Source organism: Burkholderia lata, from assembly GCF_902499335.1.
Taxonomy (GTDB): Bacteria; Pseudomonadota; Gammaproteobacteria; order Burkholderiales; family Burkholderiaceae; genus Burkholderia; species Burkholderia lata_B.
In genome coordinates, this window is sequence record NZ_CABVQK010000003.1 from 318,974 (window position 1) to 345,345 (window position 26,372).

The following is a 26,372-nucleotide window of genomic DNA, read 5'->3' on the forward strand; positions in this document are numbered from 1 at the left end:
TACAAAAAATCCGTGATAGAAGCAAATTGTTCAGAGCGCAGCTACTCGCTGAAACGTTGGAATGCCGTTCTTAAGCAACAGTGCACGTTTCTCGATCAGATGCCATGACAGCCATGCACATACGAGCGTAATCACGCTTGTCAATGCAAGATGAGCGACGAATGACAGGCTGTAGCCAAAACTCGAGGCAAGGGTCTGTTGCACGATGAATGCATAGATGTAGACGCCGTAAGAAAGATCACCGAATCGGCCAAAGCGACGAAGATACGCCGTAGACGCTTCGCCAATAATCACGACGAGCGGGCCAATGAGCAGCAATAAGCCCAAGCGCGTCTGACCGAAAAAACATGCCTGTGCGCCAGTAAGCATGGCCAGTATGGCCCATGTGTGACGTCGCATTATCCATTTGTCGCGGTAGAGCCACATCAGTGCCCCAACGCAAAAATAGAGACCGAATTCCGTGCTGTAAGCCACGTCAGGATTATTTTCGGCATCATATACGGCGAAGTAATGGGCAGAAAGTAGGATTGCGGAAGCGAGTACGATCCAGCGCCTGCGCATCAGTGTTAGCACGCCTCCTATGAGAAGATACAGGTACCAGCGGACTTCGAGCGGGATCGTCCATATCGATCCATTGACGGCATTAGGATACGGATTGTTTTCAAAGACTCCGGGCAATTCGAATGACATCTTCAAGCGAAGATTGTTCAAGTAGCGCCATGTTGACGGGTGCTGAAAATAATCCGCAACTGACAATCGCGAAACAAGCGCCCCCAAAACAAAAGCTGCGATAATTGTGGCGACGAACAATCCCGGCCAAATTCTTAGGAAGCGTTTTATCGCGAAGCGAAGGATGTGCGGATCTCGTTCCCAACTCTGCATTACGAGATAACCGCTAATGGCGAAGAAAATCCCGACACCAATTGACCCGAGCGTAAACTGATTTCCTAACCCTGGTTCTGACAGGCCCAGCAAGGCGTGCTGATGGGAGTACAGCACCATGAATGCCGCAAATAATCTCAAAAAATCGAAGTTGTTCGTGTGTTTCATATCAATGCCATCGGATTGCAAGCCACAGTATGGCATCAATGTTAAATAGTGAGTAGGTGGACTGCAGGGCTTTGCCCTATCCTGAGCGCACTTTGATGCCGGTATCGTCGATACCGGCATCAAGTATCGGCTTTGAGCTGGGCTCTAAAGCCGCGAGGCTAAGACTGCCCTTAGGACGGCCGAACTGAACAACGCGGTGTCCCTGCATCGTCTTCAGGTTTCTGATTGGCTTCGTTTCCGGAAATGTGATCGATGTCGATCCGTCGTCGGATCGTCGCGCACTTCCTGTTCGAGCGCAGACGTGAAGCCAGCATCGCCGGAAATCGTGTGCATGACCTGCTTCACGAGCCACGGCGTCTCGTCGATATCCGGTTTGAAGCCCGCCACGGTCACGGGCATTGCGTCAACTATAGAACGTAGCCGCCGCCTGATAACCGCCTCGAGACAAACCCCGTCATGCGGGGCAAGCCGCACGAGCGCTCGCTGAATTGAACCAACGCGCCAGCAAGCATTTCCATGTGCATGAGATTCGCGACGGGTTGCGGGACATTCGCAACATCCCGTTGATGCGCCGCGGGACGGACTGGGGCGTGTGGCCGACGTGCGTTACCGGATGATGCGATGGCTCCGGCCCGCGCCGAAAAGCCCGCTGCGATGTTCCGGCCACGACATCGATCGCCTGCCCCCGACTACCCGCGCCGGACCTTCGCTGCCTGACGAACCCGGGCCGGCGCGCGCCGGCCCACTGCACGCCCGGTTGCCACGACGTCACCCATGCCGGACGACGATATCCCAAGCGGTATGGCACACCTGGCCCGGTAACGTGAGCGCGCTCAGTGCGATCCGGTCGCCCTGTTGCGTCGCGACGCTGAGTTTGTGAGGCGCCTGCAGCGACACGCTTTCGCCGTTGCGCGCCAGTCGGGCGCTGGGTGCCGACGGCTGGCCGCTCAGGTAGGACAACGACACGTCCAGCACCATGCGTTCGCGCGTCACCTCGAATTCGATCCGGTGCGACGCCCAGGCATTGAGCGCACTGCCCTGCGGGTTTCGGAACGACGTTCCCGCGGCAAGACGCGGGACGTTCGGCAGCACGTCCTCGTGCGCGGCAACGAACGACAACCCGCTGGCGGCAAGGCGTTCGAGCTGAAGCGTGTCGAGGTCGGCCGGCTGTTCCCGCCTGCCCGGTTCGGATGCCAGCGCGAGCGCCTGCCCGTGCGCAATCGCATGCTCGACATCGCGAGCCAGATATCGCCAGTGATTCAGGAAACGCACGTCGCCCGTCATGTGCAGGCCACGGATCGGTTTACCCCGATGCTCGAGCAGGATCCGGACCGCATCGAAATCGTGCCGCTCGTGAAGCCCCCATTTCGTGACGAAATTCTGTTCGCAGCCGACAAGTCGTACCTGCCCAAGGCCGCCCCACAGATGCAGGAATGTCGTATCGAGCCCGTGGATCGCGGCAAAGTCCTGACCGACTCGCCCTGCCTGCTCGCGGACATATTGTCCAAACCGCGCCCAAGGCGCGCGGCCGCCCACGACGAGCCCGGCCTGAAGCGGATGCCCGACCTGATCGAGCACGTCCTGGACGCACTGGCGGATCAGCGCGTCCCTCCGTTCACCGATGATCGGGGACATCACGAATGCGCAGAAATGGGCGTCTGGGGCGACGTGAAGGCAATCGTCGCCCGGCACGACGTCGAAGATATCGAACTGCGGCCCGGGGAACCAGATATCGGCATCGTAGAGGGCGAGCGTCTGCAATTCCGGATCGGTGTCGAAGACCGCGGCTGCGGAGATGTAGCGATCCCAGGCAAGGTCGCCGACGCCTGCCCCTACGTAGACCTCTATGCCGTTGTCACGCAGCCGCTGGCGCTTTTCTTCAGACAAGCCATAACCGATGACGCCGATGCGCCCGCGGTAGTCCGTCGCGCGCAGCGACACGATGAACGGAATGACCATCTCGTACCAGGCTTGCCTGTTGTCGTCGATCGCGAAGGCGACGAGATGGCTGCGGTTGGTCTCGTTGTTATCGGGCGTGTTCATGCGTGTGGGATGAATGGGTAGTCCGCGTTTCGCCTAGTTTCAACTGCAGCTTTTTACGCGCGAAGCCGATGATCGGGAAGCAATCGGAGGTCGATTTCCGCCATGCGATTACACGAAGAATCCATGCAACTGCCTTCGTGTCAGCGCATCCGTTCGCAGAGAAATCGACGCCCGATTGTAATCCAACGAATTCCGGCAGGCGAACCCGGGCCGAGTCGTACACGAGCCGATCGGATGCCGGCCAGCCTGTTGGTCGACGTCACATCCCCCCTTCCGGTCACGGCTCGATATCCCGATGCAGCATAAAAATGCGCCGTTACCCGAAGCATTTGTTAAATAGCTTGAATGACCGCCAACGGGTCAAGGATTTGCCGTACTATCCGCCCGTCATCCTGGCTGATGTCGAACGCGGTCGACCGACCTTGGACAACGGCCATGTCTTTTTATTTTCGGGAGCTCGAACCGGGCGCCGATTTCATCCGAACGCTAGGAACGATCATGTTTCAGTCCCCCGGAGATTCCTTCGTCAACGGTTCGTTGCTGGGCCTGTGCGTCGAGGTGCCGCTTGCCGCGATCGTTTCGCTGGCGATGCACGGCGTCGACTGGAACGGCCAACGCATCGCGATGCTCATCGCAACGCCGGTGCTGATCGCATGCCTCGCGCTGCTGACCCGCCCGGTGGCATTCAGCACGGTATGGAAGCACAAACGCTCGCCGTTCGTGCTCGATGACAATGTGCGCGCATCGATTTACGGCCGGCTCTGCGGGATTGCGATCGGCGTCGTGTTCGGCATCATGGTCGCGACGACGTTCGCCTGACCCGGTCACGCAAGATCTTTCGACGAGGCCCACGATGGACGTGAAGCCTCGCTCACGCGGGGAAAGCAGCGCTTTCAACAAGTACGCGTGCCCTGAATCCCCCGCTCACGTGGGGATCTTCTCGCTGCCCCCGATCACGTCGCCGCCACCAGCGCGTTGAACGACGTATCCCAGAGCGGCGCAACGTTGGCCGGCCCGTCCAGCACACCGATCCGCGCGAACACGTCCGCAACCTGCTGATGCTGCGCCACCACGTCGGGCGTCACCGGCAGCAGCGCGTAGTCTTCGCTGCGCTGGTCGAACATCGCGACGAGATCGGCAACCGGCACACGCGTTTCGCGGTTCTGCACCAGCGCATAGTCGCTGAAATGTCCATTCGCCCATGCATACGCGCGTCGAAACCGCAGCAGCAGATCGCCCGTCGCCGCACGACGGTGCGCATCGTCGAGCGTGCGCGGGTTCGCATAGACCGGAAAATTGCCCGACAGATAACCCTTCCCCGTCTTCAGCACGCGTGCACCGTAGCGATTACGCGCCAGCTGGCCGTTATAGCCGTAGATTGCCCATGCGTCGATGTCGCCGCGGTCGTACGCGGACAGGCCATCGGTCGGCGACAGGTTGATCGGCTGGATGTCGTCGAAACCCAGGCCAGCCTCCGTGAGCTGGCGATACAGGAAGTAGTGCGACGTCGTCGCACGCACGTACCCGACCCGCTTGCCCTTCAGGTCCGCAATGCTGCGGATCGACGTATCCTTGCGCGCGAGCGTCACCTGGTTGTTCAGGTCTTCGCGCACGCGCGTGATGAGCCGCACGTTGGCCTTCTGGCGCGCGGCGAACACGGCCGGAATTTCGCTGCCCGAACCGATGTCCAGCGCATCCGCATTGAGTGCCTCGATGTGCAGCACGCCGTTGTTCAGCTCGCGCCAGTCGATCCGGTATGGCGTGTCCGCAAGCCCGGCCGCCTGCAACAGCGCGCGCCAGCCGCCCTTGTAGGTCGCGACGCGCAACGTGGTGCCGGCGAGATCGGCGTTGACGGCGGCGGGCGCCGCGAATGCGGCCTTCGCGGCCCATGGCGCCGCCACGGCCGCGGCGCCGGCAACCAGCAAACGGCGGCGTGCCGCCGAAATTGACGACATCGGTTGCTCCTGTCGGTCGATCAAATGGAAAGGGAAAACCGCCGCGTCAATGCAGCACCGGAAATCCGTGGCGCTCGGCCAGCAGTTCGAGGATGCGGCGCGCGTCGGTGACGAAACGCACGCCGCCGAGCGTCTGCGCGTCGTCCGGCGCCGGCTGGTCGCGGCCGAGCACGAGGACCGGCAGCCCCTGGTGTGCATCATCGAGCGCGTCGATCACCGCGTGCCGCGGCCGCTCGAAACCGACGCGTTTCACGTCGATTCGACCCGCACGATCGGGCGCGCTCGCCAGCAGCCCCTCGATCGACAGTCCATGCGGACAGACGAAGCGCTGGCCCGGATGCTTCGGATCGGCAAAGCCCGGTTCCAGCAGAAACAGCACATCGCGACTCATGTCAAACGGCTCCCGCGTTCGTTGTTCAGCCGGGATGAACGCGCGCTTGCGCGCCCTGTTGCTCCCGGAGGATGCCGGCCCGAGGCCGGATGCCCGACTCTACCGTCACGCGTCGCACGGCCCTACCAACGTTTTGCGGAATCGATATGCGGGCGCACGTAGCGCATCGGCCGCCCGCCGCACAGCGGGCGTTGCGTAAAAACATCGCGTGCCTGGCCGCATGTGTTGCGCACATCGAACGATTTCATCGATCGATATGACGGCCCGCGCGCGTTTCCGGTCCTCGACGTTCGCGGTTCGCACGATGTGTTCGCCGCAGCATAGGTACCGGACGCGATCGTGACGCACATGCCGGGCTTGCGGCAACGCACATTGCAAATCGGCCGCGCCGCGATTTGCAAACCACGGATCGACCGTTCGCCGGCACGACCGTCGTCAATAGCATCGTGATCCTCGCAGATGTACCCATAAAAACAGAGGATAGTCATGATCAAAAAATCGGTAGTCCTGGGTTTGGTTTCGATCGGTTCGGTCAGCGCGCATGCGCAGAGTTCGGTCACGTTGTACGGCGTCGTCGATGCCGGTTTCGCCTATACGAACAATCAGGGGGGCGCGAGCAACATCCAGCAGACGAGCGGCAAGCTGAGCGGCAGCCGCTGGGGCCTGAAAGGCGTGGAAGATCTCGGCGGCGGCCTGCAGGCGGTCTTCACGCTCGAAAGCGGGTTCCGGCCGAGCGATGGCGGGCTCGGCCAGGGCGGCCGCCTGTTCGGCCGCTCCGCGTACGTGGGCCTCGCCAGCAAGGGACTCGGCACGCTGACCTTCGGCCGCCAGTACGAACCGATCACCGACCTCGTCGCACAGTACTCGGGGTCCGGCTTCTGGTCGCCGGCCACGCACGTGGGCGACAACGACAACATGAACCAGAGCTTCCGGCTGAACAACGCTGTGAAGTTCCGCAGCGACACGATCGCGGGCTTCACGGCCGACCTGCTCTACGCATTCAGCAACCAGGCCAACGGCGGCGCGGGCACGGGTTTCTCGAACAACAACGCATGGGGCGCGTCGGCGAACTACGTGAACGGACCGTTGTCGGTGGGCGCCGGCTATGTGCGGTTCAATCATCCGAATGCGACGTCGAATACGAGCGGCGCGGTGGGCGGCGCGACCTCGACCACCGGCAACGACTACAGCGGTGCGTTCTTCTACGGGCTGAACGGCGGCGTGCTCAAGCAGCAGATCGGCGCGGTGGGCGCGAACTACGCACTCGGCCGTGCGACGCTCGGCTTCGCGTGGAGCCACACGCAGCTCGACTACCTCGACGGCTCGTCGCGCAAGTTCAACAACTACGACGTGAACGCTCGTTACCAGATCACGCCGGCGGCCACGCTGATCGGTGTCTACACGTTCACCGACGGGCGCGCGAGCGGCCTGCCGGGCACCAGCGGCCAGACGCTGAAGCCGCGCTGGCACCAGTTCACGCTCGGGTTCGACTACGCGCTGTCGAAACGCACCGATATCTACCTGTCCGGCATCTACCAGCTCGCAGCCGGCGACGCGAGCACGGCAACGTCGGGCGGCTATCGCAAGATCGCAGCGATCTCGAACATCGGCAGCGCGTCGTCGACGAACCGCCAGGTCGCGTTCGTCACCGGGCTACGCGTGAAGTTCTGACGGCACGCGCATCGGGCGCGGCCCAGCACGGCGCGATAAGCAAAGCGGGAATCGTTGTTTGCCGCGCCGTGCCCGGTTGCCGAGAATGTGCGTTTCCCCGCGCGCTGCCCGGCGCGCGATTCGCGTTCGACCATGACCGACTCCCGTTTCCCGCCCCGTCCACCGCGCAGCGGCCGGCGCGCCGCACTGCGCCAGCTCGCCGGCGGATGGGCGGCAGCGATGCTGCCTGCCGGCGGCGCGCTGGCGAGCCAGCCGCTCACCCCGCTCTCTCCGCTCGACGTGCCTCAATGGACACGCGAACCAGGCTCACCGCTACTGTCGCCACCCTACGGCACGCCGGGGCCGCACGAACGCGACGTGATCCGCCGCAGCGCCCGTACGCCGGCATTGCCCGGCTCCGGCTCATCGATGACGCCGCTCGCCGACCTGTTCGGCGACATCACGCCGAACGGCCTCGTCTATGAGCGTCATCACGCGGGCGTGCCCGAGATCGATGCGCAGCGTCATCGCGTCGTCGTGCACGGCCTCGTGCGCGAGCCGCGCGTGTTCACGATCGACGACCTGCTGCGCTTTCCGTCCGAATCGCGGATCCACTTCCTCGAATGCTCGGGCAACACCGGCAGCGAATGGAACGGCCCGAGCGGCCAGCCCGTCCAGTTCACGCACGGGCTGCTGTCGTGCTGCGAATGGACGGGCGTCCGGCTGTCGACGCTGCTCGACGAAACCGGCGTCGATCCGGATGCGCGCTGGCTGCTCGCCGAAGGCGCCGACGGCGCGGCGATGACGCGCAGCCTGCCGCTCGACCGGATCCTGGAGCGCGCGCTCGTCGTCTATGCGCAGAACGGCGAACGGCTGCGCCCCGAGAACGGCTATCCGGTGCGACTGATCGTGCCGGGTTTCGAAGGCAACACGAACATCAAGTGGCTGCGGCGGCTGAAGCTGGTGCACGCGCCGGAGATGACGCGCGAGGAAACGTCGAAATACACGAACCTGCTGCCTGGCGGCTGCGCACGCCAGTTCGTGTTCGAGATGGATGCGAAGTCGGTCATCACGCGGCCGTCGGCCGGCCATCGGCTCGTCGCGCACGGCTATCACCCGATCAGCGGCTACGCGTGGTCGGGACGCGGCCGGATTCGCGCGGTCGACGTCTCGACCGACGGCGGCCGCACGTGGCGGCCCGCGCGACTCGCGGGCGACGTGCGTGATCGCGCGCTGACGCGCTTCGAAGCCGACTGGATCTGGAACGGCGAGCCGGCCGACCTGCAAAGCCGCGCCACCGACGACACCGGCTATGTGCAGCCAACCCGCGAGGCGCTCGTCGCCGTGCGCGGCGTCAACTCGCAGTACCACTACAACGGCATCCAGAACTGGCGCGTCGGGGCGAACGGCGAGGTGCGCAATGCGTAAACTGCTTGCCTGCCTGCTCGCCGCATCCGTGCTCGTCCCGAGCGCGTTCGGCGCGGGCTACGGTCTCGGCCAGCCGGTCGACCGTGCCGCGCTCGCTGCGTGGGACATCGACGTCGCGCCCGACGGCAGCGGCCTGCCGTCCGGCGCGGGCACGGTCGCGCGCGGCGCTCACGTGTTCGCGGACAAATGCGCGATGTGCCACGGCGCCGGCGGCGAAGGCGGCGTCGGCGATCCGCTCGTCGGCGGCATCGGCTCGCTCGCGAGCGCCAAGCCGAAAAAGACGGTCGGCAGCTACTGGCCGTACGCGACGACGCTGTTCGACTACATCCGCCGCGCGATGCCGTACAACGCACCGCAATCGCTGAGCACGGACGAAGTCTATGCGGTCACCGCGTATGTCCTCCATCTGAACGGCATCGTGCCCGGCGATGCACGGCTCGACTCGAGCACGCTGCCACGCGTGCGGATGCCGAACCGCGAAGGTTTCGTGCCCGATCCGAGGCCCGGCACGCTATGACACTGCTCGATCCACTCGCCGCCGCACGTGCACGCCGTTGTCGCCCGGTACGTGCCCAACCCGCAAGGAAGCCATCATGAGCGACACCTCCCTCGCCGCTCCGGTCGCGCCGTCGCCGTTCGTCGACGTTCGCTCGCCGGCGGATTTCCCCGACAGCCCGGTGTCGCGCGCCCTCGCGCAGCCGCTGATGCTCGGGCTGTTCCTGCCGATCCAGGCCGGCGGCTGGAGTGCGTCGACGCTGCCGCGCACGACCGACTGGACCTTCGACTACAACGCCGACCTGGTCGCGCGCGCGGAGGCGCTCGGCTTCGATCTCGTGTTCGCGCTGTCGCAGTGGCTGCCGAAAGGCGGTTACGGCGGCGTGTTCGACGGCCACGCGCTCGACTCGTTCATGACGCTGGCCGCGTTGACCGCGCGTACCGAACGGATCATCCTCGTCGCGACGAGCCACGTGCTCTACGGGCCATGGCATCCGCTGCATTTCGCGAAGTTCACCGCGACGCTCGATCACATCTCGCGCGGACGCTGGGGCATCAATGTCGTGACCGGCCACCGCGCGATCGAGCACGAGATGTTCGGCTGGAACCGGATCGAACACGACCGGCGCTACGAAATGGCCGCCGAGTTCCTCGATGCGGTCCAGCAGTTGTGGGTGCAACCGGACAATTTCAGCTACACGCCGGCGCTGTCGAGCTGGCGGCTGGGCGGCGCATTCGTGACGCCGAAGCCGCGCTACGGCCGCCCGCTGCTGATCAACGCGACGGGCTCCGATGCGGGCATCGACTTCGCGGCACGCTATTCGGACATCGTTTTCGTCACGAGCCCGGCCGGCCCCGACGCCGAACGCGCGATCGATGCACTGCCCGCGCATACCGCGCGTGTGAAGGCGGCTGCCGCGGCGCGCGGCCGGGCGATTCGCACGCTGCTCAACCCGCTCGTGATCTGCCGCGAAACGGCGGCCGAAGCGCGTGCGTACCGCGACGCCATCGTCGCCCATGCGGATGAAGGCAGCTTTCATCGCTTCGACAGCGATGCGCATGCGTGGCGCGGCGGCTTCGACCAGCGCTCGCAGGCGGCCGCGCGCGCGATAGGCGGCAATATCTCGATCACGGGCTCGCCCGAAGAAGTCGCCGATACGATCGTGCGGTTGCACCGCGCGGGCATCGACGGCATCCAGCTGAGCTTCTACGACTTCAAGCCCGATCTCGACTTCTTCGGCGAGCGTGTGCTGCCGCTGCTGCGCGACGCCGGCTTGCGGCGCTGACGTCAGGCAGCGGATGCGGCGTGTGCTGCATCACGCGCCGTTTCGCCACGTCCGGGTCAGAACACGCGGCCTTCGGTCAGGTGCGTCGTCACGCCGTTCAGTTCGTAGTCGCCGATCACGCGCGCCTTGTGTAGCAACGGGTTGTGGCTGAAGAGCGTGCGCAGGTTGCGCCAGTGCCGGTCGAGGTTGTGTTCGCGCGCCGTCGCCGACGCGCCGCCGACTTCGAACAGCCGCTCCGCCGCATGCAGCGCCAGCTTGCTGACGATGAGCTGCGTGCGTGCGGTTGCGAGCGCGCTGTCGAGCACCAGTGCATGCGCATCGGCATCGCCGGCTTCGATCGCGTCGGCGGAACGGTCGAGCGCCCGCGCGTTTTCGCGGACGAGCGCATCGATTGCATGACTGTGCGCGGACAGCTCGCCGACGATCTGCTGGATGAAATGATCGTCGCGCGCGGTCGGCGCCGGACTGTGCAGCACCGGGCGGCCGTGCGCGAGCACGTAGTGGCGCGCATCGGCAACCACGTTGCGCACGATGCCCGCGCCCGTCGCGACGAGATGCAGCTGCCGCAGCGCGCCGCAATGGCGGCCGACGAGCGTCGAGCCGTCGCGCGCCGCTACTTCATCCGCGAACACCTGCACGTCGTCGAGCAGCAGGCTGCCGCTCGCGGTCATGCGCTGGCCCATGCCGTCCCAGTCGTCGAGCACCTGCACGCCGTCGCGCGCGACGGGAATGATCACGGCGACTGCGTCACCCTCCTCGTTCTCCACGTTGATGCGCGCGAAATCGGCAAACGCGGTGCCGGTCGAATAATATTTGCGGCCCGTCACGCGATAGTGGTCGCCGTCCCGGCGCAGCACGGTGGTGTTCTCGCCGGGCCGCGACGTGCCACGCTCGGTCGACGCGCCGCCGAAGATCGCGCCGGCCAGCGCGCGCTCGAGCTGCACGTCGTTGAACGGCGTGCGCGGCGACAGCCGCAGCGTTTCGATCTGGTCGTAGTGGATCCGCAGCGCGTGCGCGAGATTCGAATCGGCGGCGGCCAGCGTCACGATCGTGTCGAACAGGTCGACCAGCGTGCCGCCGAGGCCGCCACGTTCTACCGGAATCCGCAGCACGCCCAGCGCCGAGCGACGGAAGACTGCGAAGCCCTCGAACGGCAGTTCGCGACGCGCTTCGCGTTGCGCAGCATCCTGCCCGATCGCGTTCGCGAGATCGGGCAGCGCGGCAAGCGCGTCGCGCAACGCGTCGCGCGGATCGACGGCATCACGGGCAGTCATTCGGCAGGTCCTTGTTCGAGAAGATCGGGCGCTGCGTCTCGCGATCGCGGCATTCGCGAACCGCCGCATGCGCAGCATCGCAAAGTATAGGGACGCACTTGGCGCGCGCGAAAAGCCGATTTCAGCTTACGTTATGCATGCGCCGGGAATCGCCGCGTGCGGTTACATCAGTGCTGGATGCCCCAGCGCCGCACGGTCACGCGTTCGAGCGTGTCGAACACGAGGTTCTCGACGAGCAGGCCGATCACGATGACGGCCGCGAGGCCCGCGAACACGCGATCCGTATACAGCTCGTTGCGGTTCTGGAAGATGTACCAGCCGAGCCCGCCCTGGCCCGCGCTCGCGCCGAATACCAGCTCGGCCGCGATCAGCGTGCGCCATGCAAATGCCCAGCCGACGCGCAGGCCCGACAGGATCGACGGCAGCGCGGCCGGCACGAGAATCAGCGCGATCTGGCGCAGGCCCGTGAGGCCGTAGTTGCGCCCCGCCATCTTCAGCGTGGCCGGCACGCCGGCGAAGCCCGTATACATGCTGAGCGCGAGCGGCCACAGCACCGCATGCACGAGCACGAACAGCAAGCTGCCGGTGCCGAGCCCGAACCACAGCAGCGCGATCGGCAGCAACGCGATCGACGGCAGCGGATTGAACATCGACGTCAGCATCGCCAGCAGGTCGCGGCCGATGCGCGTCGATACCGCGAGCGATGTCAGCGCAAATGCGAAGAACACGCCCAGCGCGTAGCCGCGCAGCAACACCGACAGCGAGATGCCCGTCTTCACCAGCAGTTCGCCCGACTCGATGCCCTGCACGAACGCGGCCAGCGTCGCGCCGAAGGTCGGCACGAGCAGATCGTTCGCGACGATGCGTGCGACGATCTCCCATGCGGCAATCAGCACAAGCGCGATGACGCTGCGCCGAAACCATCCCGCGCCGACGACGCGACGCCACAGCGGGTCCGGCACCGCACGTTCGGCGTCGGGCAGCGTGTCGAGCGTGCGTTCGTATTCGGCGCGCACGGGCGGTAGCGGCGGCAATGCCGGATCGATCGTGCTCATGATGCGACTTCCTCCGTCGTCGGGGCGCTGGTCATGTCGGTATCGAACAGCAGGCGATGGATCCGCGCGACGTTGTCGCGGAAGTCGCCGGTATCGACGTTGTCGAGCGAATGCTCGTGGCTGTTGAGTTCCGCACGCACGCGGCCCGGATGCGGCGACAGCAGCAGGATGCGGTTGCCGACGACGAGCGCTTCCTCGATCGAATGCGTGACGAACAGCAGCGTGAAGCGGAACTCGTCCCACAGGCGCAGCAGTTCCTCCTGCATCTTGCGGCGCGTCAGCGCGTCGAGCGCGGCGAACGGTTCGTCCATCAGCAGCACGCGCGGCTGCATCGCCAGTGCGCGTGCGATCGCGACACGCTGCTTCATGCCGCCCGACAGCGTGTGCGGATAGGCGTCGGCGAACGCGCCCAGCCCGACCTTGTCGAGATAATGCAGCGCACGCTCCCGTGCTTCGGCACGCGACAGCTTCGCGGCGGCACGCAACGGAAACGCGACGTTCTCGACGACCGTCTTCCATGGCGGCAACTGGTCGAATTCCTGGAACACCACGACGCGGTCGGGCCCCGGCCCGCGTACCGGCTGACCGTCGAGCGCGATCGAACCCGATACGGGCTCGATGAAACCGGCAATCGCCTTCAGCAGCGTCGACTTCCCGCACCCCGACGGGCCGAGCAGCACGAAGCGATCGCTGCCATACACGTCGAAGCTCACCCGGTGGGTGGCGCGCACGATCCGCGCGCCGCTGCGGTATTCGAGGCTGACATGGTCGATGGCCAGCAGGCGTTCGCTGTGCGCGCCGGCCTGCGCGGCAGCCGCAGCGGACCGACCGGCCGCACGTGTGTCGGGCGCGGCAGGCGACGCGCCGCCGCGTGCCGCATACGGCTGCAGCCAGGTTCGGGGAGAAGTGGCGTTCACGATTGAATCTCTTGCGGGTAAAGCATCAGCATGCGGCCGGACTCCGTGCCGACCAACCATCGATTCCACATATCGAAACCGCGCCGACGCATAAGCGTCGATCGCGGCGTCGAAGCGGCGGCGCTGCTCAACTGCCGCCGGCGGTCGCGGGATCGTCGAAGAAGTAGTCGCGCCACGACTTCGGTTCGTTGCGGATCGCGCCGGTGCGATGCATGAACTGCGCGAGTGCGAGCGTGTTCTGCGGCGTGGTCTTGAATTGCACCTGCGGATTGCGCAGGATCTTCAGCAGCAGCGCGCGATCGATCTTCGATGCGTTCACGCGGATATAGGTATCGGCCGCGCGCTCGGGATCGGCCGCGATCTGCCGCGCGGCATCGGCCAGCGCGGCAACGAATGCACGATAGGTCTTCGGGTTGTCGTCGCGGAATTTCTCGGTGGCATACAACACCGTCGCAGAGCTCGGGCCGCCGAGCACGTCATAGGAATTCAGCACGATGTGCGCATTCGGATTGCCGGCGAGTTCCTGCTCCTGGAACGGCGGATTGCCGAAGTGGCCGGTAATCACGCTGCTGTTCGCCAGAATGGCAGCCGTTGCGTCCGGATGCGGAATCGCCTGCGTGAGCGCGTCGAGCTTGTCGAACTGCTTGTCGCCCCACTGCTTCGCGGCCGCGTACTGAAGCACGCGCGACTGCACCGACACACCGACCGCCGGCACCGCGATGCGGTCCTTCGCGCTCAGGTCGGCGATCGTCTTCACGTTCGGGTTGCTGCTGACGAGGTAGTACGGGAAATTGCCGAGCGACGCCACGCCCTTCACGTTCTGCCGGCCGCGCGTGCGATCCCACACGGTCAGCAGCGGCCCGACGCCCGCGCCCGCGATATCCACCGCGCCGGACAACAGCGCGTCGTTCACGGCCGCGCCGCCCGACAGCCGCACCCAGTCGACCTTGATGTCGACGCCGGCCTTGCGGCCTTCCTTTTCGATCAACTGCTGGTCGCGCGCAACGTTCAGCATCAGGTAGACGACGCCGAACTGCTCGGCGATGCGGATGCGGCCTTCCGCGTGCGCGCCTTGCGGGGCGAGTGCGCCGGCGAAGGCGAGCGCGGCGGTAAGCGTGGCCGCCAGCGCGCGACGCGCCGGCAAAAATGAAAACGACATCGGAACTCCGGTCAGGATGGGGCGGAAGATTGACGCGGTACGCGGCTCAGAAAGGCGCGTCGCCTTCGATCGTCGTGCGGTACAGCTTGCGGCGCAGGTGGTCGGGCGTGCCGGCGGCGAGATGCATCAGCGAACGGTTGTCCCAGAACACGAGATCGTGCTCGCGCCACTGGTGCCGGTACAGGTGCTCGACACGCACGCTGTGCGCGAACAGCTCATCGAGCAGCGCGCGGCTTTCGTCGTCGGGCAAGCCGACGATGCGCGTCGTGAAATGCTCGCTGACGAACAGCGCCTTGCGGCCCGTTTCCGGGTGCGTGCGCACGACCGGATGCACGACCGCGGCAACCTGCGCGATCTGCTCGGGAGACAGGTTCGGCCGCCACGGATTGCGCGCCTGTAGCTCCGCATAGCGTGCGAGATACGTATGCTCGGCGCGCCGCCCTTCTACCGCACGGCGCAGATGGGCCGGCAGCGTGTCCCATGCGAGATGCATGTTCGCGAACAGCGTGTCGCCGCCTTCGGCCGGCAGCTCCTGCGCATGCAGCAGCGAGCCGAGGCTCGGCTTCTCCTTGTACGACAGGTCGGAGTGCCAGAAATGGCCTGCGTCGCCGAGCCCGATCGGCTTGCCGTTCTCGACGACGTTCGACACGATCAGCACCTCCGGATGGCCGGCAAGCGCGAACTGGTGCAGCACGTGGATCTGCAGCGGGCCGAAGCGGCGGCTGAACGCGATGTGCTCGTCCGGCGTGATGCGCTGGTCGCGAAACACCAGCACGTGATGGTCGAGATGCGCGCGATGAATGCGCGCGAAGTCGCCGGCGTCGAGCGGTTGCGACAGGTCGAGGCCGACCACTTCGGCGCCGAGCGGCGCATCGAACGGCACGATGTCGAAGTGCTGCGCCGCGACGCGCGGCCGCGATGCGGGCGGATGCCCGGCGGTAAGCGATGCAGCGTCGCGGATGGCGGTAGTCGTCACGGTACGGCCCCTGATTCGGTCAAAACGCGAATCTACGAGTGCGCGCCGGACGGCGTCAACGAAGCGATTCCGATACGTTTATCTGCTGCGCTGATAAAGATCGCTGCTCCCGCATACGGCGCGGCAGCGGGCGACAGCGCCACATGCGAAAACGGCCGATCGCGGCGGCCGTCACGACTCCGTCGACGGATCGGGTACGTGCACGGCGCCTTCCGGATACCGGATGTCGATCAGCCCGTTCTTGTCGCGGATGCGTAGCGGCGGCACGACTTCCACGCTCGCGCGGTCGATGCCCTTGCACACGGCCAGGTTCGTGTTGGTCCGGTAGTACACGCGCTGATCGTCGACCGCGAAGGCCCAGTTCAGGAAGCGCAGGCTTCGGGCATCGATTCCCGGCAACGGCTTGCGGTAGTTCTTCCCCCACAGCACGTGGCCATCAGCGTCGATCAGCATGTCGTGAAAGACGCCGCGCGCGGTCTCGACATCGACACGCCCGGGCTTGTCCACGACCTTGCCATCGTAAAGAATCTGCGCGCCGAGCCGCGCATACCGGTACCCGAGGCTGACCACGCCGGCCGGATCGTCGATGCCGCGCTTGCGCACGCCCGCGCAGAACAGGTGCTTCGCATCCCGCGCGTACGCGCCGCCGATATGCGTCAGGCTGGCCACGTCGGCCTTGACGACGGTCAGATGGCACTGGCCGCGATCGGGATCGTAAAGGTCGCGCTCGAAGTGGTAAGCCTGCCGTGCATCGCGATACCAGTCGCCGCCCACGGATTCCAGCGTGGCGGCGTCGCCGTCGGCAATGAGCCCTTCGCCTGCGTAGTCGTAGCTGAACGCGGCGCCGGCCGCGTAGTAGCGCAGCCCCGATGCATCGACGGCAAAGTTGTCGACCAGGTGCCGGAAGCTGCCGAGATCGAAATTGTTGAGCGCGCGATACTGATGCCCGCTGCCGGTGCGCGCCCAGACACGTTCGCCATCGCTATGAAACGGCCCGCCGAGCGGCGCGAGCGGCTCGTTGCGCGTATCGCGCCGGCGCCGCGCTTCCGCCTCCTCGCGGCGCTGCGCCTCCTCCGCGTCGTAGATTGCCTGCTGTTCCGGCGTGACCTTCGACGCCTCCTCAACCTGTTGCATGTGGCGCGCATGCAGCGACTGCACGGACGCGATGCAGTACACCGCATGCGGGACCGAGCGCAGGTACAGCGCCCAGTCCTCGTCGTCGCACCGGTAGAACCAGTGCACCGCCTCGCCGTCCCATCCGGCCGGGTCGGTGCGCGCCTGCAGCGCGGCCTTGACGTCCCGGACCTTGCCGGGCACGAGGAAGGAAAGGCTGTAGCCGGTGTCGCCGACGATGTCGAGGCTCTCATCCTCGAACAGGCGTCGCATCAGTTTCTCGAGTTCTTGTAAGGTCATGGGCTCGTGCCGGCCCGGTGACGGGCCACGGAATGAACGGAGGTGCGGCGGTCATTCTAACCATGTCGACCTGCGCCGACCCGGCCCCCTTCGGGACATTCGCGTGCCGCACCGGCCAGCCGGCGATGTCCGTCATGCGCGGCTTCGAGCCCACCCGGGACCGGAGACGAATCGTGAGTCGACGGTACCGGCTTGCAGAATTGGCGTTGTCAGGTTGCGGGCGACAACCTGGGCGCCTCGGTGCATCCGGATTCCGGTCGAGCCGTATCGCGCGGCCTGCGGGCCGAAAGCTGCCGCTCCGGCCGCATGCCCCTGCCTCCGCCGGTGCCCGTACATTCCGATGTGACCGCTCGGGCGTCAGCGGTGCGCCGCAAAAGCATCGATTCCGGTCAGCTCCGCGGACCACGCCCACAGACGCGCAGCCTCCTCCGGATCGATCGCATGCGGCCTCACGCCCGATTCCTCGTTTCCCTGCGTGAGCTCCGCGACGTCGCAATCCTCGCAGTAAACACCGCCGATCCCGGCAAGGCGCGGCGACGTTGCCGCCCACACCTGGGTTGCCGCGCCCTGTGCAGGTGTCTTGAAAGTTGGATCGATTGGCACGCCGTGCTCGTCCACCCAGCCCTGCGCCATCATCTCTTCACGTGTCAGATGACGCTGCAGCGGCGTCGCGATCTTGCCCGGATGCAGCGAACAGGCGCGGACACCGAACGGGGCGCCGAGCGCATCGAGCTGCACCGCGAACAGCGCGTTGGCGGTCTTCGACTGCCCGTACGCGAGCCATTTGTCGTAGCCATGCGCGAACTGGACGTCATCCCAGCGAATCGGTGACAGCCGGTGCCCGAGCGACGACACCGAGACCACGCGGGCACCGCCGCCATGCGCGAGCACGGGCCACAGCCCGTTGACGAGCGCGTAATGACCGAGATGATTGACGGCCATCTGCGCTTCCCGGCCGTCGCCGACGCGCGTCTCGGGGCACGCCATGATGCCCGCGCTGTTGATGACGATATCCACGTCGCGGCGCGCATCGACGAATCGCGCCGCGAATGCGGCCACGCTCGCGAGATCGGCGAGGTCGAGCGCCGCAATCTCCACACCGCCGATGCCGCGCGTTGCTTCGCGCGCGGCATCGGCGCTCCGTGCCCCGACGACGACGGTCGCACCGGCCTGCGCCAGCGCGCGCGTCGTTTCCAGGCCGAGACCCGAATGGCCGCCCGTGACGATGGCGGTCTTGCCACGCAGGTCGAGACCGGCCAGTACGTCGCTTGCCGTCGATGCGGCGCCGAATCCGGAATGAAGGGGGTGTTGCCTGCTCGTCATTGAAGGCTCCTGGAACGATGCGTGAAGCACGCGCCCGCCTGTCGGCCGCGTCACTGCACGAGGTCATTCTCCGGCGATGCCCCCGGACTGTGAATGCAATAGAATCCGGCTTTTCGTCGAGATCGTCCGGAGCTTGCACGTGGATCCCCTATCGGAAGTGCTGTCGCTGCTGGAAACGCGCAACTCGTATTTCACCGGCGTGAGAGCAGGCGGCGAGTGGGCGGTTGCCATTCCGCCGCCTGAGGGCATCAAGTTCAATGCGGTTGTCGAAGGAAGTTGCTGGCTGACCGTCGACGGCGCCGGACCGCCGATCCAGCTGCGCACGGGAGACTGCTTCCTGCTCGCATCGCCGCGGGCATTTTCGCTGGCGAGCGATCCATCGGTCACGCCGGTGCCTGCCGCCGACGTGTACCGGAACGTCGAACGCGGTATCGCGCACTATGGCGAGCCGGTAAATTGCTTTCTGATCGGTGGCCGCTTCTCGTACGAGGAAGGCATGCCGCTGCTGCTGGGCAGCCTGCCGCCCGTGGTCGTCGTGAGCGGCGACTCCGAGCAGGCGGCGGTGTTGCGCTGGGCGCTGCAGCGGCTCGCGCATGAATTCGGCAAGCCGTCGCCGGGGGCGTCGTTGATGGTTCGGCATCTCGGCCACATGATGCTGGTCGAGATCCTGCGGCGCTACGTGGACGACGGCGCGAACAGCGATGTCGGCTGGCTTGCCGGGTTCGCGGACTCCCGGGTGAGCACCGCACTGGTCGCCATTCATGCGGAGCCCGCGCGACGCTGGACGGTCGACGAACTCGCGACCTGTTGCCACGTATCACGTTCGACGTTCGCGCTGCATTTCAAGCGACGGCTGGGATTCGGGCCGCTCGAGTACGTACTGCGCTGGCGCGTCCAGCTTGCAATGCGGGAACTGCGGCGCTCGAACGCATCGATATCGGCGATCGCGCAGATGCTCGGCTACGACTCGGATAGCGCGTTCGGGCATGCGTTCAAGCGCATCGCGGGTTGCTCTCCCCGCGCCTATCGCCATGACATCGCGAGCGAGTCGGGCGGTTAGCAGGCCGTTAAGATACCTCTCGGTCGGATGCATGCCGATCCCGCGTTTCGCGACGATCACCGCGAGGCTCTCGATTTCGGTTCGATTGTCGCATTCCGGCACGTATCAATGGCGTTGAGCGTCTGAGGGCGTCCATTTCAATGCATTTCGCACCCGGCGGACGCAATGCGGCCAACGATCTCAAACCAATAAAGGAAATTATCTCGGCGGAGCCCGCAACATGACATCGACGTCGACGCGCCGTGAAAACGAGCTTCAACGCGCCAGCCGGAAATTGACGGATCGTTTGTCGCTGCGGCTTTCGTGAAGCTTGATGACAACATCAGATCGAAAATCGATCGATATTGAGAGACGGTGCAGACCGTTGGTCAACGGTCTGCACTGAGCGGATGTGCCGTCTAATTGAAAAAGGGGCGGCCCTCGGAATATGGCGCTATTGGAACAAAAGTCCGTGCCGCTGATAACTGTCAACATTGACAGGTATTGTTCCAATTTGAGTTGCTACCGAGTCGATGACAGCACCGCCTCGCCCATCTTTCCCATTTGGAAATGGGCGAATGATCTCTCACGCGTGACGCCATTTCGCCAGCGTGGTCAGTTCGCGCTCGGTGGCCGTATCATCCAGACGGCTCCAGCTATAAGACGTGCCGTGCCATCCCGGAACGGGTAGCGGGGCGGCGCATCGGATGTCCGCGAGGCCCGGCCGATAGGCCTGAAATGGCCAGAATAGCGGCATGATGCGGCGTGCTTCCATTCCTTGGCGCAATTCGGCCGGCCCGCCCGCGTCGGACACGATATCGCAGTGGAACGACCAGTCCTCTTCGTTCCAGGCGAGAAATACACTTGGCGCGCCGACGGCATCGAACATCAGCACCGCGTCCTGATTGGGGCGCCAGTAGTATTCGACGATGCCTTCCCGCGCGGCCACCTCATCGATCAGTTTGACGACCCGTGGATCCCGGTAGGTCGCCCCCGCTTCATGCAGGCTGATGTGCCCGCGGGCCGCGCAGCACTTGCGTTTCGCGTTGTCCAGCACGGCTGCCAGCTTGCGCGCCATCTCGACGTCGGTTTTCTTCAGATAGCAATCGATCAGTCCCGCGTTGAACGCGGCCACCGCCTCGCGCTCATCGGCGACGCCGGTGAGCAGGATTTTCATGCAGTTCGCGTTGCGGATGGAGGTCAGAAACTGGATGCCGTCGACCTCCGGCATCGAATAGTCCACGACCACCGCGCCCACCGCCTCGAATCGGGCGGGATCGGCGAGCGCATCCTCGCCGATCGCATTCCCGCCTGTTTTCTCCGCACCGAAATAGTCCGCAGCCATGGGTGGCAGCTCCGCGTCTCGCGACGACACGAAGTCGAGCGCCGCCTGGGGGTGCGTAAAAAAGCGATTCAGGCGTTCGTCCGGAAATGCGCCCCGCAGCGCGTGCAGGAAATCCGGATTGTCGTCGACAAACACCACGGACACGGGATAGAGCACCGGCTGCCTAACGAAGGGTTGCATACAAATCTCGATAAATCAGCAGAAAAAGATGCGGTACCGGAGACGCATTACCGCGAATAACGATCGCGCCAATTATCCAGCGAAAGTGGGACGCACATCAACTGCTCGTCATTCGCGAATTCGGCATGTTTCAACCGAACCGCTCATCGGAATTGCACTGGGAGAATCGGGCCATTCCTTCTCGTAGAAGGAATGCGCCGCTACCGCCAGTAGCGACTCAAGGAGTTATCCATGTTGACGCGAGACGCAATTCTTCAAGTCCTTTCCAACGAAACGGCACATCTGGCCGAGAAAACCTTCCACCACGTGGTCGACATTTACCTCAAGGATTCCAATGCCTTTATGAATACCTATTTCGCACGTTACTTCGAATGGCAGGGCGTGTGCCGTGAACGCTGGTTTCACGAATGCATCCACAACAACCTGCTGGCGGCCGGCGGGGCGTTCGTGACGAAGCGCGCGCATCAGGAATACGTCCAGGAGACGTTTCCGTTCCAACGTGTCGATTGCTTCCTCAATACGTTCGAGGTTCGCCAATGTTCGGCCTATCTGCTGTTTCGCTTCTACGTTGACGGACGACAGGTGTCGCTGGGGTATCAGCAGATCGTGTTTGCCGGTTCCGACAAGCGGATCCGCCGGTTTCCGCCGGGCATCATCGAGCGGGTCAAGGCGTATGAACTGATCCTGCCGTCCACCGCGAACTGAATGTGAGACCGCTTTACCCGATGCGATAGCGCCGGGGAAGCGCCGGCGGATCGCGCAATGTGTCATCCGCCGGCGAACCGGGCTCCGGCAGCCGAATCGTGAATGTGGTCCGGACGCCGGGGACGGATTCACACGTGATGGTGCCGCCGAGCGCTTCACATACGCGGCGACAAAAACTCAAGCCCATGCCGGCGCCGCGACCGTGCGACTTGGTCGAGAAGAAGGCGTCGAAGATTTGAGGGAGCACATCGGGGGCGATGCCTGGGCCCGTATCGCTGAAACGCACCACGCAGTAACCGTCGCTGCGATGAGCGTCGATCTCGATCTGCCCACGGCCGCTTGCGTGGATCGCGTACAGGGCGTTTTTCAGCAGATTGAAGATGACGAAGATCACGAGCGAGTCGGATCCGAAAAACTGGATGTCCGTATCGATCGCGTCGACCGACACGCGGTCTCGCTCACCCGGACGGAAGGGAAAGCGATCCACCGCGGCGTCGACACAGGCCCGTATCGGATAGGCCGCGAAGCTTTGGCGATCGAGGCGGTCCAGCGTAAAGGACGCCAGGGACATCTCGACCACGGTACTCGTGGTGTCGACCTGGCGCCGGATCGACGACGCGAGCGTCGATAGCCGCTCCAGCTGCCCGGGATACAAATCGTCGGCGCACAACCGGTGCTCCACCGCTAGCCGATACCCGCTCAGTAGCACCGGCAGGACGTTGCGCAGCTCGTCCGCGTGCAGGCCGATCGCCGCCAGCGGCGTGGCCACTTCGTGCGCGACCGTCGCGGCCAGGAGATACGGGCCCATCAGGCCATAGCGAACGATCGACGTCGCGAGAATCCCGAGACTGATCGCGATAAACAGCACCCCCACCGGATAGAACCCGACGCCGTAGTTCACCGCATAGTCGGTCGCCGCGAGCGAGTAGAAGCCCAGGCTGACGAGACATTGAGTGAGCAACTGCCGGACGTCTCGCGCTCTCCCCTGTCGTCTTGCCTCGATCAGGAGCCAACCGCTGCGGCCGACCAGGAGTACCGTCTGCACGACGTGCAACGGATGCAGCGGGCCTGCGTTGGGATACGGGCCAAAGAAATGCAGGCGGAATCCATCGACGACCGCATTGCTCGTGACCAGCAGCACGGCCAGCAGGGCGCAGAGTCCGTAGGATGCGAAGATGATCGGTCGCTCGTCCCGACGCGACACGATCTCCGTCACGAAATGATAGAAGGTCGTCGGCAGGAAAAGGATGAACAGATAGCCTGCCTTGACCAGCAAGTTGGCAACGTCCGCATCGGTCGTCTGGAACAGGAAGGCCCACGTTCCCTGCCAGACGAAGGTCGTCGCGCACATCAAGGCGAACGGAACGGATACCCGCGTGAAACCCTTGGTGGCCAGCACGTAGAGGCCAAACCCGAGAAACAGCGCAGATACAAACGCGGGCAAGATCGAGTACATATGCGTGAATCCACAATGTTCACTGGTCGCGCACCACTGAACTGTCTCGGCCGGTGCCGTTTGCGAGAGTAGCACGCCGCGGCAGGCGAGCGAGCACGACGGGTTCGTCCACGGGGCCGCCGCGCATCACGATTGTTGATCGCGCGGTGCCGGTGCTGGGTAGCCTAGACCAAAATGAACTTGTCACTGTTTGCAAAGCAAGGCTGTCACTTCGCCGGTCAACGTTGGCTGGAAGGCGTGAAATCCTCGTGAATTCATGAGGTTGCACGTCGCGAATTCAGGTTGTCACCGGCCGTGGTCTTGCCAAGACCAGCGTCAACTCCCGTGCGGTGCCGTTGCAGCGTTGGCAAGCCCTGTCGCGCGTTGTGCGATACCTGATTCTGAACGCGCAATCATTCCATAACGATAAGTTTTCTTATCACAATAGCTCGATTAGAGAATAAAACTCGCATTTGCGCGAACGCCCCGCATGCAACGGGGCGTCCGTCGTTCAGCGCCCGATCGGCAGCCCCGTCGGCTCGATCCAGCCCAGCTTGTAAGCGATCAGCAGCGACAGGAACAGCGTGACCGACAGCCCGACGCGTGCCGCGAGCGACCATGCCATCCGCTTGGACTTGCCGCGATCGTGATTCATGAAATACAGCGCGAAGATCAGGCTCGCGATGATCATCGCGAATGCCACGGAAACCAGCAGAGTTTTCATTGGTGATGCCCTTGAAGATCGGAATCGGCCTGAATCAGTTCGGCCAGTTTTTGCCGCTCGTCGGCAAGCCCGCCGACGCCCGACGCCGGCCAGTCCAGCGCGACGCCATTGCCCAGCGAATCGCGCACGAGCGCCTGGTAGCGACGGTCGTTGATCCGGCCGTGGTCCATCGTTTCCGAGATCTCGCGCCGGAACGGCAGCGGGAAACTCGCGTACGCGCGCGACAGCGCCGCATATTGTCTCGCATCGATCTCTTTCGACGATGGTATGACAGTCCAGACCACCACGGCCACGATGGCCGTGAACGGGATCGCCGTGTAGCGAAGAATGAACTTGATCGGGGTCATGAAACGGTGGGCAGAAGTGATCGCGAATGCGGGCGGCGCGGCCGTGCGGCAGCGAAGCCGCAGTCAGGCCGCGCCGGACGACATTGTACTGAAAGCCCCATTCGGCTAACAGAGTATGATAATGGCATTATCATGTTCGTCACATGATTCGACAGACCCGGTGCCTGAGCGCAGGCGGCGTGCCCGCCCTGCCGTCCGGCGCCGGTCTTAACGTCCGTGCCCGCGATCCGCGGCGATTGAGCGAAGCCCCTAGCCCCTATGCCAGCGCAGTACTTTCGAAACCTGACGGGAAAACACCGCAGCGCGACCGCGAACCGTCAGCTCGGGTTTTCGCTGGCGTTCGTCGCCGGCGCGGCCAATGCCGGCGGTTTCCTCGCGGTCAAGCAATACACGTCGCACATGAGCGGCATCGTGTCGGCGATCGCCGACCAGACGGCGCTCGGCGACGTGCGGCTCGCGCTGGCCGGCATCAGCTCGCTCGGGTCGTTCCTGATCGGCGCCAGCTGCTCGGCGATCCTCGTCAACTGGGGCCGCCGCCGCGGCCTGCACAGCCAGTTCGTGCTGCCGCTGCTGGTCGAGGCCGCGCTGCTGCTTCTGTTCGGGCTGCTCGGCAGCCACCTCGCGCTGTGGGAAACCTTCTTCGTGCCGGTGACCGTGACGCTGCTGTGCTTCATCATGGGGCTGCAGAACGCGACGATCACGAAGCTGTCGGGCGCGGAGATCCGCACGACGCACATGACCGGCATCGTGACCGACCTCGGCATCGAGCTCGGGAAGCTGTTCTACTGGAACCGGTCGGCGGTCGACGTCGACGCGCATGCGGTCGTCGCCAACCGCTCGAAACTGCGGATTCACGCGACGATGCTCACGTCGTTCTTCATCGGCGGCCTGGCCGGCGCGATCGGCTTCAAGCATGTCGGCTACGTGTCGACCGTGCCGCTCGCCGCGGTGCTCGTCACGCTCGCGATCGTGCCGGTGATCGACGACCTGCTCGCGTTGCTCCGCAGCAGGCGCTGAGCGCGCACCCGGGCAGCGTTTCCGGCGCGTGGGCCGCAGGCGGATCGATTATAATTTGATTAACATACCGACCACCCTCGCCCCGCAATGGAAACGAAAACCGCCCGCCTGACCGTCCTGATCGACCCCGCGAAGAAGGAAGCCTTCGAGATGCTCTGCGCGGAGCAGGATCTCACGCCTTCGCAAGTCGTGCGGCAACTGATCCGCGAGTATCTCGACCGCCACGGCGTGACGTACAAGACCAAGAGCGCACTCGGCAAGCGCGTGAAGTAAGCGCGGCCGCACAGGCCACGCCGGCGGCGCCGCTTACGTACCGATTTCCCATCGCCCGTGCGGCTGCGCACGCAGCACCAGCCGCTGCGGGTCGACATTCTCCCCTGCCTTCATGCGCCTCGCCGTGGCCGCCAGCTTGAGCTCGCCGGCCCGTGCGCACGCAAGTGCGCGTTCGAGCAGGATACGCAGCGACGGCAGCCGGCTGCCGCCCTTCCATGCGAACGCGATGAAGTTGTTGTCGTCGCCGCACGGCACCAGCGTATATGCTGCACCGAACACCGATCGCAGCTGCTCGAGGTGCTCCGGCAGCGCCGGATCGTCGTCCATGAAGTTGATTGCCAGCACGCCGGTTTCGCTGAGGCGCTCGCGGCATGCAGCGAGGAATGCAGCGCCCGTACACCGGCCCCGCATGCCGTCGGCGACGAACGCGTCGTGCAGGATCACGTCCGTCCTGACATCCCCCCTTTCCAGATGATCCGCGCCGTCAGCGCACACCACCGCGAACCGGCCGTCATCGACGGGAATCCTGAATACATCTCGCAGCGCGATCACGTCAGGGTTGATCTCGACCGCTTCGATCGCCGCGCCGGGCAGGTGCCGGTAACAGTACTTCGCCAGCGAACCGCCGCCGAGCCCGAGCATGCAGATGTGTGCAGGCTCGGGATGCAGCAGCAGAAAGCCCATCATCACGCGCGTATAGCCGAGTTCGAGCCGGCCCGGATCGCGGAGCGACATGAAGCTCTGCGTGCCGAAATGGTCGAAGTGCAGCGAAAGCGCGTGCTTCGTCTCCAGCACGAAAGGCCGGCCGTCGTTCAGCGGCGTCGCCAGGAATCTGACGAACGCATCGTAGGAAATTCGATCTTCGGCCATGGGCGGGCAGTCGATTGCAAAC

The 26,372-nt window shown here is 64.7% G+C and carries 26 protein-coding genes and 1 pseudogene; 9 read left to right on the plus strand and 18 right to left on the minus strand.

Going from position 1 to position 26,372, the window contains the following annotated elements; genetic code table 11:
• Window positions 1-30: 30 nt before the first annotated feature.
• The 3 genes and pseudogenes from BCO18175_RS09170 to BCO18175_RS09180 all read right to left on the minus strand — a co-directional run bounded on the left by BCO18175_RS09170 (window position 31) and on the right by BCO18175_RS09180 (window position 3,093).
• Window positions 31-1,050 carry an acyltransferase family protein gene (locus BCO18175_RS09170; protein ID WP_174980315.1) on the minus strand — a complete coding sequence of 340 codons (1,020 nt, stop codon included), beginning with the start codon at window positions 1,048-1,050 and terminating at the stop codon, window positions 31-33.
• A gap of 213 nt (window positions 1,051-1,263) precedes the next feature.
• Window positions 1,264-1,449, minus strand: a pseudogene (locus tag BCO18175_RS09175) (phage late control D family protein); the annotation flags it as partial.
• Between the two features lie 369 nt (window positions 1,450-1,818).
• On the minus strand, window positions 1,819-3,093 hold the full coding sequence (locus tag BCO18175_RS09180) for a hypothetical protein (RefSeq protein ID WP_174980316.1): 1,275 nt from the start codon (window positions 3,091-3,093) through the stop codon (window positions 1,819-1,821).
• A gap of 345 nt (window positions 3,094-3,438) precedes the next feature.
• On the opposite strand from BCO18175_RS09180, the gene BCO18175_RS09185 reads away from it, so the two are divergent.
• On the plus strand, window positions 3,439-3,912 hold the full coding sequence (locus tag BCO18175_RS09185) for a hypothetical protein (RefSeq protein WP_254608008.1): 474 nt from the start codon (window positions 3,439-3,441) through the stop codon (window positions 3,910-3,912).
• A 134-nt stretch (window positions 3,913-4,046) separates the two neighbouring features.
• Here the strand turns inward: BCO18175_RS09185 and BCO18175_RS09190 are convergent, their stop codons facing one another.
• From BCO18175_RS09190 to BCO18175_RS09200, 3 genes are all read right to left on the minus strand, one after another.
• Complete coding sequence (locus tag BCO18175_RS09190; RefSeq protein ID WP_174980317.1) at window positions 4,047-5,048, minus strand: ABC transporter substrate-binding protein; 1,002 nt, start codon at window positions 5,046-5,048, stop codon at window positions 4,047-4,049.
• Window positions 5,049-5,094: 46 nt separating this feature from the next.
• Window positions 5,095-5,439, minus strand: a complete 345-nt coding sequence (locus BCO18175_RS09195) for a DUF3088 domain-containing protein (protein ID WP_174980318.1) — start codon at window positions 5,437-5,439, stop codon at window positions 5,095-5,097.
• Between the two features lie 122 nt (window positions 5,440-5,561).
• Window positions 5,562-5,927: a hypothetical protein gene (locus BCO18175_RS09200; protein ID WP_174980319.1), complete on the minus strand. Its 366-nt coding sequence runs from the start codon at window positions 5,925-5,927 to the stop codon at window positions 5,562-5,564.
• Between BCO18175_RS09200 and BCO18175_RS09205 the strand changes: the two genes are divergently transcribed.
• From BCO18175_RS09205 to BCO18175_RS09220, 4 genes are all read left to right on the plus strand, one after another.
• Window positions 5,926-7,110, plus strand: a complete 1,185-nt coding sequence (locus tag BCO18175_RS09205; RefSeq protein ID WP_174966820.1) for a porin — start codon at window positions 5,926-5,928, stop codon at window positions 7,108-7,110. The genes BCO18175_RS09200 and BCO18175_RS09205 overlap by 2 nt on opposite strands.
• Before the next feature lie 132 nt (window positions 7,111-7,242).
• Window positions 7,243-8,517: a sulfite dehydrogenase gene (gene soxC, locus BCO18175_RS09210; protein WP_174980320.1), complete on the plus strand. Its 1,275-nt coding sequence runs from the start codon at window positions 7,243-7,245 to the stop codon at window positions 8,515-8,517.
• Window positions 8,510-9,034 carry a c-type cytochrome gene (locus BCO18175_RS09215; protein ID WP_174980321.1) on the plus strand — a complete coding sequence of 175 codons (525 nt, stop codon included), beginning with the start codon at window positions 8,510-8,512 and terminating at the stop codon, window positions 9,032-9,034. Before soxC ends, BCO18175_RS09215 begins: the two co-directional genes overlap by 8 nt.
• A 76-nt stretch (window positions 9,035-9,110) precedes the next feature.
• On the plus strand, window positions 9,111-10,298 hold the full coding sequence (locus BCO18175_RS09220; protein ID WP_174980322.1) for an LLM class flavin-dependent oxidoreductase: 1,188 nt from the start codon (window positions 9,111-9,113) through the stop codon (window positions 10,296-10,298).
• 56 nt (window positions 10,299-10,354) lie between these two features.
• Here the strand turns inward: BCO18175_RS09220 and BCO18175_RS09225 are convergent, their stop codons facing one another.
• The 7 genes from BCO18175_RS09225 to BCO18175_RS09255 form a co-directional block, all read right to left on the minus strand.
• A complete protein-coding gene (locus tag BCO18175_RS09225; protein ID WP_174980323.1) occupies window positions 10,355-11,572 on the minus strand; it encodes an acyl-CoA dehydrogenase family protein in 1,218 nt (405 codons plus the stop codon).
• 167 nt (window positions 11,573-11,739) lie between these two features.
• Window positions 11,740-12,627, minus strand: a complete 888-nt coding sequence (locus BCO18175_RS09230) for an ABC transporter permease (protein WP_174980324.1) — start codon at window positions 12,625-12,627, stop codon at window positions 11,740-11,742.
• Window positions 12,624-13,604, minus strand: coding sequence for an ABC transporter ATP-binding protein (locus BCO18175_RS09235; protein WP_174980325.1), 981 nt, complete (start codon window positions 13,602-13,604; stop codon window positions 12,624-12,626). Before BCO18175_RS09235 ends, BCO18175_RS09230 begins: the two co-directional genes overlap by 4 nt.
• Before the next feature lie 67 nt (window positions 13,605-13,671).
• Window positions 13,672-14,703 (minus strand): ABC transporter substrate-binding protein, encoded by a 1,032-nt coding sequence (locus tag BCO18175_RS09240; protein WP_174980326.1) that lies wholly within the window; start codon window positions 14,701-14,703, stop codon window positions 13,672-13,674.
• Window positions 14,704-14,749: 46 nt separating this feature from the next.
• Window positions 14,750-15,679, minus strand: coding sequence for a TauD/TfdA dioxygenase family protein (locus tag BCO18175_RS09245; protein ID WP_174980327.1), 930 nt, complete (start codon window positions 15,677-15,679; stop codon window positions 14,750-14,752).
• Between the two features lie 171 nt (window positions 15,680-15,850).
• A complete protein-coding gene (locus BCO18175_RS09250) occupies window positions 15,851-17,092 on the minus strand; it encodes a DKNYY domain-containing protein (RefSeq protein WP_174980328.1) in 1,242 nt (413 codons plus the stop codon).
• A gap of 357 nt (window positions 17,093-17,449) precedes the next feature.
• Entirely contained in the window at window positions 17,450-18,415 is a 966-nt protein-coding gene (locus tag BCO18175_RS09255; protein ID WP_174980329.1) for an SDR family NAD(P)-dependent oxidoreductase, read from the minus strand.
• A gap of 139 nt (window positions 18,416-18,554) precedes the next feature.
• Between BCO18175_RS09255 and BCO18175_RS09260 the strand changes: the two genes are divergently transcribed.
• Window positions 18,555-19,475 carry an AraC family transcriptional regulator gene (locus tag BCO18175_RS09260; protein ID WP_174980330.1) on the plus strand — a complete coding sequence of 307 codons (921 nt, stop codon included), beginning with the start codon at window positions 18,555-18,557 and terminating at the stop codon, window positions 19,473-19,475.
• 565 nt (window positions 19,476-20,040) lie between these two features.
• Here BCO18175_RS09260 and BCO18175_RS09265 read toward each other — a convergent pair.
• Window positions 20,041-20,979, minus strand: a complete 939-nt coding sequence (locus tag BCO18175_RS09265; RefSeq protein WP_174980331.1) for a response regulator — start codon at window positions 20,977-20,979, stop codon at window positions 20,041-20,043.
• 231 nt (window positions 20,980-21,210) lie between these two features.
• Between BCO18175_RS09265 and BCO18175_RS09270 the strand changes: the two genes are divergently transcribed.
• Window positions 21,211-21,684: an acyl-CoA thioesterase gene (locus BCO18175_RS09270; protein ID WP_174980332.1), complete on the plus strand. Its 474-nt coding sequence runs from the start codon at window positions 21,211-21,213 to the stop codon at window positions 21,682-21,684.
• 13 nt (window positions 21,685-21,697) lie between these two features.
• Here the strand turns inward: BCO18175_RS09270 and BCO18175_RS09275 are convergent, their stop codons facing one another.
• From BCO18175_RS09275 to BCO18175_RS09285, 3 genes are all read right to left on the minus strand, one after another.
• Window positions 21,698-23,140, minus strand: coding sequence for a sensor histidine kinase (locus BCO18175_RS09275; RefSeq protein ID WP_174980333.1), 1,443 nt, complete (start codon window positions 23,138-23,140; stop codon window positions 21,698-21,700).
• A 490-nt stretch (window positions 23,141-23,630) separates the two neighbouring features.
• Window positions 23,631-23,843, minus strand: a complete 213-nt coding sequence (locus BCO18175_RS09280) for a twin transmembrane helix small protein (protein WP_006489184.1) — start codon at window positions 23,841-23,843, stop codon at window positions 23,631-23,633.
• A complete protein-coding gene (locus BCO18175_RS09285; protein WP_174967216.1) occupies window positions 23,840-24,190 on the minus strand; it encodes a hypothetical protein in 351 nt (116 codons plus the stop codon). Before BCO18175_RS09285 ends, BCO18175_RS09280 begins: the two co-directional genes overlap by 4 nt.
• A 258-nt stretch (window positions 24,191-24,448) precedes the next feature.
• Here BCO18175_RS09285 and BCO18175_RS09290 point away from each other — a divergent pair, with 258 nt between their 5' ends.
• Entirely contained in the window at window positions 24,449-25,207 is a 759-nt protein-coding gene (locus tag BCO18175_RS09290) for a YoaK family protein (protein ID WP_174980334.1), read from the plus strand.
• 87 nt (window positions 25,208-25,294) lie between these two features.
• On the plus strand, window positions 25,295-25,480 hold the full coding sequence (locus BCO18175_RS09295; protein ID WP_021158209.1) for a ribbon-helix-helix protein, CopG family: 186 nt from the start codon (window positions 25,295-25,297) through the stop codon (window positions 25,478-25,480).
• Between the two features lie 33 nt (window positions 25,481-25,513).
• Here the strand turns inward: BCO18175_RS09295 and BCO18175_RS09300 are convergent, their stop codons facing one another.
• Window positions 25,514-26,350 (minus strand): spermidine synthase, encoded by an 837-nt coding sequence (locus BCO18175_RS09300; protein ID WP_174980335.1) that lies wholly within the window; start codon window positions 26,348-26,350, stop codon window positions 25,514-25,516.
• Window positions 26,351-26,372 lie beyond the last annotated feature (22 nt).